The 6856-nt window shown below is 67.6% G+C and carries 9 protein-coding genes; all 9 read right to left on the minus strand.

Going from position 1 to position 6856, the window contains the following annotated elements; all coding sequences use genetic code 11:
- Positions 1 to 198 (minus strand): hypothetical protein (locus ACXJKR_RS20215; protein ID WP_457324337.1); only part of this gene is annotated, 198 nt, incomplete at its 3' end.
- Between the two features lies 1 nt (position 199).
- Positions 200 to 1315: a succinylglutamate desuccinylase/aspartoacylase family protein gene (locus ACXJKR_RS20220; RefSeq protein ID WP_457324338.1), complete on the minus strand. Its 1116-nt coding sequence runs from the start codon at positions 1313 to 1315 to the stop codon at positions 200 to 202.
- A gap of 2 nt (positions 1316 to 1317) precedes the next feature.
- A complete protein-coding gene (locus ACXJKR_RS20225) occupies positions 1318 to 2004 on the minus strand; it encodes an ABC transporter permease (RefSeq protein ID WP_457324339.1) in 687 nt (228 codons plus the stop codon).
- Positions 2001 to 2690, minus strand: a complete 690-nt coding sequence (locus tag ACXJKR_RS20230; RefSeq protein ID WP_457324340.1) for an ABC transporter permease — start codon at positions 2688 to 2690, stop codon at positions 2001 to 2003. The genes ACXJKR_RS20225 and ACXJKR_RS20230 overlap by 4 nt, the downstream gene beginning before the upstream one ends.
- Positions 2691 to 2707: 17 nt before the next feature.
- Positions 2708 to 3493: a transporter substrate-binding domain-containing protein gene (locus tag ACXJKR_RS20235; RefSeq protein ID WP_457324341.1), complete on the minus strand. Its 786-nt coding sequence runs from the start codon at positions 3491 to 3493 to the stop codon at positions 2708 to 2710.
- Positions 3493 to 4281 carry an ABC transporter substrate-binding protein gene (locus tag ACXJKR_RS20240; RefSeq protein WP_457324342.1) on the minus strand — a complete coding sequence of 263 codons (789 nt, stop codon included), beginning with the start codon at positions 4279 to 4281 and terminating at the stop codon, positions 3493 to 3495. Before ACXJKR_RS20240 ends, ACXJKR_RS20235 begins: the two co-directional genes overlap by 1 nt.
- 26 nt (positions 4282 to 4307) lie before the next feature.
- Positions 4308 to 5264, minus strand: a complete 957-nt coding sequence (locus ACXJKR_RS20245) for an alpha/beta fold hydrolase (RefSeq protein WP_457324343.1) — start codon at positions 5262 to 5264, stop codon at positions 4308 to 4310.
- Positions 5264 to 6001, minus strand: a complete 738-nt coding sequence (locus tag ACXJKR_RS20250) for a sulfurtransferase (RefSeq protein ID WP_457324344.1) — start codon at positions 5999 to 6001, stop codon at positions 5264 to 5266. Before ACXJKR_RS20250 ends, ACXJKR_RS20245 begins: the two co-directional genes overlap by 1 nt.
- A 24-nt stretch (positions 6002 to 6025) precedes the next feature.
- Positions 6026 to 6856 (minus strand): HD domain-containing phosphohydrolase (locus tag ACXJKR_RS20255; protein WP_457324345.1); only part of this gene is annotated, 831 nt, incomplete at its 5' end.

Here is a 6856-nt window from a genome sequence, read left to right on the forward strand (position 1 = left end):
AGCCGGCCCGCGCTGGCGATGTGCTCGCGGCTCGATGCCGCGAGCATCGCCGTCCCCCAGGGGGCTGAGGCCGGACACATGGCGCCCTGCGGGCGGCATGTGCCTGCCGAAGGGCTGCGGCACATGCCGCAGCGCGGTCTGCAAGACCGACCGGACCTGCCCGCGTTCAGCGCGGCTGGGCTGGGCGAGGGGCTTCATGTCAAGCACCGAGCAGCTTGCCGGTGCGCAGCGCCTCGCGGCCCGCGACCTTGGCGACGCGCATGCCGGCGTTCGCAAAGCGCAGGAAGTCGCGCGCGAAGAACAGGCCGTCGACCGGGCTCTTCAATTCAGTGACCTCGGCCGTGATGGGGTCGATGACATGGGCCAGCACTTCGCCGGCCGTCACCTCCACACCCACCTCCTTGACGAAGGTCAGCACGCCGGCCACCGGCGACTTGATCGGCATGCTGCCGGCCAGCGGGCGGGCGTCGCCGATGGCCTCCGGCACTTCGGGCTTGTCGCCGGCAATCAGGCCGCGCCAGCGCAGGAAGTCGACGATGTTCTTCGCATCGGCGGCGGCCAGCTCATGCGTCACGTCGGCCGCGCCGCGCAGCTCGACGGTGACCGACAGGCAGGCCTGCGGAATCGGGAACTTGCCGCCGAAATGCTTGTCCCACTTCCACCAGACCTGGGAGCAGGCCTCGTCGAAGGGGTTGTCACCCGAGTCCTGGGCCAGCAGCGTCAGGCGCGAACGCAGGAAGCGCGCCAGCGGGTCGCAGTCGGGCCAGCAGGGCGTCTCGGTGTAGAGGTGCATCAGCGCCTGGGCGTCGCAATGCAGGTCCAACACGATGTCGGCGTCGCAGGACAGGCTCAGCAGCTTGCGGCGCTGCGACTGCAGCTCGGTATCGACCGGGCTGGCCAGCACCGCCGCCTTCAGCGCGCGGCGCAGCAGGGCGACATTGGCCGCGGCGTCGCTGCCCAGTTGGGTTGCGACCGCCTGGGCGACGGCATCGATCTGGTCCGGGTAATGGCGGTTGAAGTTCTCACCCGTCGTCAGCTCGAAGCGGCCCAGATGGGCATGCAGCATGAACTGGCTCAGGCCGATGGGGTTGGCCATGGGGACGAGGACGATCTCGCCGCTGATCTGGCCGGCAGCCTCCAGCGCGTCAAGCTGCAGGCGCAGGTGGTGGGCGACCAGCATGCCAGGCAGCTCGTCGCCGTGCAGCGAAGCCTGGATGTAGGCCTTTTGTCCGCCGGGCTGGCCGTAATGCAGCGAGACCAGCTCGCGCTGCGTGCCCGGGGCAGGGGAGAGCAAGGGATGGCGTTGGATATTCATGGCTAGCGGGACATCATCGGCTTGAGCCAGCGGTTCTCGGCCCAGCGGAACAGACCGACCAGGCACAGCGTCAGCACGAAATAGAAGGCGCCGGCCGTGATGAAGGCCTCGAAGGGAAGGTAGTACTTGGCATAGACCTGTTGGGCCGCGCCGGTCACGTCCAGCAGTGTCACCGTGCTGGCCAGCGAGGTGCCGTGCAGCATGAAGATGGCCTCGTTGCCATAGGCCGGCAGCGCGCGGCGCAGCGCGGCGGGCAGCACCACGCGGCGCAGCATCAGCCCGCGCCCCATGCCCAGCGCCTTGGCGGCCTCGATCTCGCCGGCGGGCAGCGCGCGAATGCTGCCGGCAATGATCTCGGTCGTGTAGGCGGCCGTGTTCAGCGTGAAGGTCAGCCAGGCGCAGAAGGTGGCCGACGACAGCCAGGGCCAGGCCCAGCTGTCTCGCACGGCCTCGAACTGCGCTGCGCCGTAGTAGATGAGGAAGAGCTGCACCAGCATCGGCGTGCCGCGGAAGACATAGGTGTAGAGCCAGACCAGCCGKGACGGCGAGCCAAGGAACACGGTCCGCACGACCGCCAGCGGCACGGCCAGCAGCAGGCCACCTGCCAATGACAGCAGCAGCAACTGCAGCGAGGTGACGAGGCCGCTGAGATAGAGCGGAAAGTTCTCGGCGACGGCGTCGAAGTTCATAACTTGCCCGCCTTGGTGCCGATGGCCAGGCGCCGCTGTGCCCAGGCGAAGACGAGTTCCGACACGCTGGTGAACACGAGATAGATGAGGGCCACGGCCAGGAAGAAGGTGAAGGGCTCACGCGTCGTGCCCGCGGCCTGCTTGCCGCGCGTCATCAGGTCGGACAGGCCGATGATGGAGACGATGGCCGTGCTCTTGATCAGCACCAGCCAGTTGTTGGAGATGCCCGGCAGCGCATGTCGCAGCATCTGCGGCAGTGTGATGCGCCAAAGCACCAGGCGGGGGCTCATGCCATAGGCCAGGCCCGCCTCGCGCTGGCCCGGCGGTACGGCCAGGAAGGCGCCGCGGAAGGCCTCGGTCAGGTAGGCGCCAAAGATGAAGCCGATGGTCAGCACGCCGGCGATGAAGGGGTCGATATCGATGAAGTCATCATGGCCAAGCTTGGGCGCAATGGTATTGACGGCGAGCTGGCCACCGTAGAAGACGAGCAGCATCAGCACCAGGTCGGGCACGCCGCGGATCAGCGTGGTGTAGGTGGCTGCCACGCCTCGCGCGACGCGTGAGCGCGACAGCTTGGCCAGCGCGCCAATCAGGCCCAGCAGGGAGGCAATGGCCAGCGAAGACAGCGCCACCGCCAGCGTGACGGCGGAGCCTTCGAGCAGGCTGGGGAGGAATCCGTGCAACATGAGAAAGAAGGCCGCGCTCAGCGGGGAGGGGTGATGAGGTCGAAGCTGAAGTAGCGGTCGTTGAGAGTCTTCAAAGTGCCGTTGCCGCGCATTGCGGCCAGTGCCTCGTCGAAGCGCTGGCCCAGCGTCGCCGCATCGGCCTTGCGCAGGCCCACGCCGATGCCCTTGCCGTAGTAGCGCTGGTCCTTGGCGAAGTCGGGCCCGACAAAGCCGAAGCCGCGGCCGTCGGCATGGTTGAGGAAGCCGAACTGCGCGATGACCGCGTCCACCAGCGTGGCGTCCAGGCGGCCAGACTTCAGATCCAGGAAAGCCTGATCCTGGGTGGCGTAGCGCATCAGCTGGACGCCCTTGAATTGTTCGGCCAGGAAGCGTTCATGGATGGTGCCGCGCTCCACGCCGATGCGCTTGCCCTTCAGGCCGGCTGGGCTGACGTCGGCGCGTGGGTCGCCGCGCATGACCAGGCGGGCCGGCGAGTAGTAGTAGGGTGACGAGAAGTGGATGACCTGCTGGCGCTCCGGCGTGATTGACATCGAGGCCATGATGGCGTCGATCTTGCGCGATTGCAGCGCCGGGATCAGGCCGTCGAACTCCAGGATGACCGGGGCGCACTGCTGGCCCAGACGTGCGCACAGGGCCTGGGCCACGTCGATCTCGAAGCCCTTGAGCTGGCCGTCGGTGCCGATCTCGCTGAAAGGGGCGTAGCCCACGGCGAAACCGATCCGCAGGCGCTGCGGCGCCTGGGCCCCGGCCGTACTGGCGAGGGCCAGGGCAACGGGCAGGGCCAGGGCGGAGCGGCGACGCATCACTGCTTGGTGCGCGGCGCGATGTCGTAGTCGAAGTATTTGTCGGCGAGCTTCTTGAACGTGCCGTTGGCCTGCACGGCATCGATGGCGGCGTTGAACTTCTTGCCCAGCRTGGCCTCGTCGGCCTTGCGCATGCCCACACCGGTGCCGACGCCGAAGACCTTGTCGTCGATGATGGCGGGGCCCGAGAAGGCAAAGCCCTTGCCCTCTGGCTTCTTCAGGAATCCGAAGTCGCCGGCGGGCGAATCCATCAGCGTGGCGTCGATGCGGCCGGACTTGAGGTCCAGGAAGACCTGGTCCTGGCTGCCGTAGCGCACGATCTCGCTCTGCTTGAAGGTCGCGGCGGCGTAGGTCTCATGCGTCGTGCCGCGCTGCACGCCGATCTTCTTGCCCTTCAGTCCGGCGGCCGTGGGGTCGAGCTTCACGCCCGCCTTGGCGATGAGGCGGGCCGGGGTGTTGTAGTAAGGCTTGGAGAAGGCGACAACCTTCTGGCGTTCCTCGGTGATGGAGACGCTGGCGAAGATGGCGTCCACCTTGCGCGATTGCAGGGCGGGGATGAGGCCGTCAAAGTCCTGCTGCACCAGGGTGCACTGGGCCTTCATTTCGGCGCAATAGGCCTGCACGAGCTCGATCTCGAAGCCCTTGAGCTTGCCGTCCGGGCCGATCTCGGAGAAGGGCGGGTAAGCGCCTTCGACGCCGATGCGCAGCTTCTTCCATTCGGGTGCCTGGGCCTGGGCCAGCGAGGCGACGGCCAGCAGGGCCAGCGCGATGAGGGAGCGTTTCTTCATGTCAAACCTCTTGGGTGGGACGGTGTTCAGCGGGCGACGTTGGGTAGCCAGTCGCGCAAGGCCGCAAGGGTAGCAGCCGGGTCTTCCTCCTGAGGCACATGGCCCAGCTTCGGGAAAACCACCAACTTGTTGTTCGGGATGGCTTTTGCGAACTCGCGGCCCCAGCGCAGCGGGATCAGCCGGTCGCGCTCGCCCCAGAGGATGAGGGTAGGGACCTTGATCTCGGGCAAGCGTTGGAAGGGGCCAGGAGCTAGCTGATCCATGCGCCGCATCAAGGCGACACGGTTGCCTTCGCGCAACGTCAGTTCGTAGTAACGGTCCACCAGGGCGGCGGTGACGCGGCTGGGGTCACCATAGACATCCAGCACACTTTCCTCGATGGCGCGGCGCGGCAGCACCCAGCGCATGGGCTCGCGCAGCACCGGGATGCGGGCGATGCGAAAGCCAAGCGGCATGGAATCCGGCTCGAAATCGAAGCCGGCGGCGTCGACCAGGACGAGGCCGGCGACGCTGGCGGGGTCGGCCAGGGCCACCTGCCAGGCGATTTCGCCGCCCAGGGAGTTGCCACCCAGAATGACCCGGCCCACGCCCAGGCGCGCCAGCAACTGGCGCACGAAGGCGACGTAGCGGGCATCGCTGTAGTCGTTGTCGGCGTTCGGCCCGGTCAGGCCGAAGCCGGGCAGGTCGAAGCTGATGACGCGCCGGGTGGACTTCAACTCGGCCGCCCAGCCTTCCCAGGTGTGCAGGCTGGCGCCGGTGCCATGGATGAGGACGATGGGCAGCGGGTCGCTGCTCGGGCCCTGGTCGCGGTAGTGCACGAGCAGGCCATCGAGGTCGACGAAGTCCGACGGCGGCGGCGCCCAGCGCGGCACCAGGCTTTCCAGCGAGCGGTCCGGCGCCTTGCTAACGGCAAAGCCGAGGGCCGCCAGCATCAGCAGGATGCCGATGGCCTTCAGCGCGAAGTCGCCAAATCGCCCTTTCATCACGTTGGGCTCAGGTCGGCGTTGACGCCCCTGCGATCGTCAAACACGAAGCAGTTGCCGTGGTAATGCTTGCCACCGGTGTCCTCGAAGTACTTCAGGATGCCGCCGTCAAGCTGCCAGGCCGTCAGGCCTTGTTCCTCCAGCACCATGGCCGCCTTCTCGCAGCGGATGCCGCCGGTGCAATAGCTCACCACGGTTTTGCCGACCAGTTCCTGCTTGTGCGAGGCCAGGGCCTCGGGGAAGTCGCTGAACTTGTCGAGCCGCCAGTCGATGGCGCCGTCGAAGGCACCCTGGTCGACCTCGAAGCCATTGCGCGTGTCCAGCATGACGATCTCGCGGCCGGCGTCATCATGGCCCTGGTCCAGCCAGCGGGCCAGCACGGCCGGCGCCAGGGCCGGTGCGCGCGGCGCCTGGTCGGGGCGGATGGTGGGGTGGTTCATGCGGATGATCTCAGGCTTGACCTTGACCTTCAGGCGCTGGAAGGGCTGCACCTCGCTCCAGCTCTCCTTGGGTGTCAGTGTCGCGAAGCGTGGGTCGGCGCGCAGCTCGGCCACCCAGGTGTTCACGGCTTCGGCCGGGCCGGCCAGGAAGAGATTGATGCCCTCCTCGGCGATCAGCACCGTGCCCTTGAGACCCAGGGCTTCGGCGCGGGCATGGAGCCGATCGCGCAGCGCCGCCGTGTCGGCCAGCGAGACGAAGAGATAGCAGGAGATATTGAGGATGGGGCCGGACTGCATGAGGCCGCGGATTATCGGGGCGGCTCAGTCGGCCCAGCGCGAAGCAATGCCGCGCACCTCGTCCAGGCAGGCATTGAGCGCCTCGACGATGCGCGGGTCGAAATGGCTGCCGGCGCCGTTGCGGATGAAGGCCAGCGCCTCGTCGTGGCTCATGGCCTGCTTGTAGGGCCGCACGCTGATCAGGGCGTCATAGACGTCGGCAACGGCCATCAGCCGGGCCGACAACGGAATGGCCTCGCCGGCCAGGCCGTCCGGATAGCCGCTGCCGTCCCATTTCTCGTGATGGTGCCGGGCAATCTGCTTGCCGAAGGTCAGCATCGGGCCGGCGTCGTCGCCAAGGCGGTCGATGGCGCGCTGCAGCAGGTCGGCCCCGTGTTCGGCATGGGTCTTCATGACCTGCCATTCGTCCGGCGACAGCTTGCCGGGCTTGAGAAGGATGGCGTCAGGGATGGCAACCTTGCCGATGTCGTGCAGCGGCGCGGCCTTGGCGAGCTCGTCGATGGCTTCGGGCGTGAGGTCCAGCGGCCCGTCGGGCTGGGCGGCGATCCACTGCGCCAGCGTACGCACATATTCCTGGGTGCGCTGGATGTGGTTGCCGGTATCGGCGTCGCGGAACTCCGCCAGGCCGACCATGACGAAGAGGGTGGTGTCGCGCAGCCGCTCGACCTCACGCCGGCGCGCGCCCAGCTCGCCGCTCAGCAGCTCGTTGTGGCGCAGCAGGTGGTCCTCGGCCAGCTTGAGCTGCAGATGGGTGCGCACGCGGGCCAGCACGGTGGCGGGGTTGAAGGGCTTGTGGATGAAGTCGGCGCCGCCGACCTGGAAGCCGGCGCTCTCGTCCTCGGGCCGGGTCAGCGC

The organism is Roseateles sp. P5_E11 (genome assembly GCF_054049355.1).

What these genes read in the sequence shown, in the direction of transcription:
- ACXJKR_RS20220 (WP_457324338.1), bottom strand. Translation starts at nt 1,315, where the DNA reads ATGAATATCCAACGCCATCCCTTGCTCTCCCCTGCCCCGGGCACGCAG.
- ACXJKR_RS20230 (WP_457324340.1), bottom strand. Translation starts at nt 2,690, where the DNA reads ATGTTGCACGGATTCCTCCCCAGCCTGCTCGAAGGCTCCGCCGTCACG.
- ACXJKR_RS20235 (WP_457324341.1), bottom strand. Translation starts at nt 3,493, where the DNA reads ATGCGTCGCCGCTCCGCCCTGGCCCTGCCCGTTGCCCTGGCCCTCGCC.
- ACXJKR_RS20245 (WP_457324343.1), bottom strand. Translation starts at nt 5,264, where the DNA reads ATGAAAGGGCGATTTGGCGACTTCGCGCTGAAGGCCATCGGCATCCTG.
- ACXJKR_RS20250 (WP_457324344.1), bottom strand. Translation starts at nt 6,001, where the DNA reads ATGCAGTCCGGCCCCATCCTCAATATCTCCTGCTATCTCTTCGTCTCG.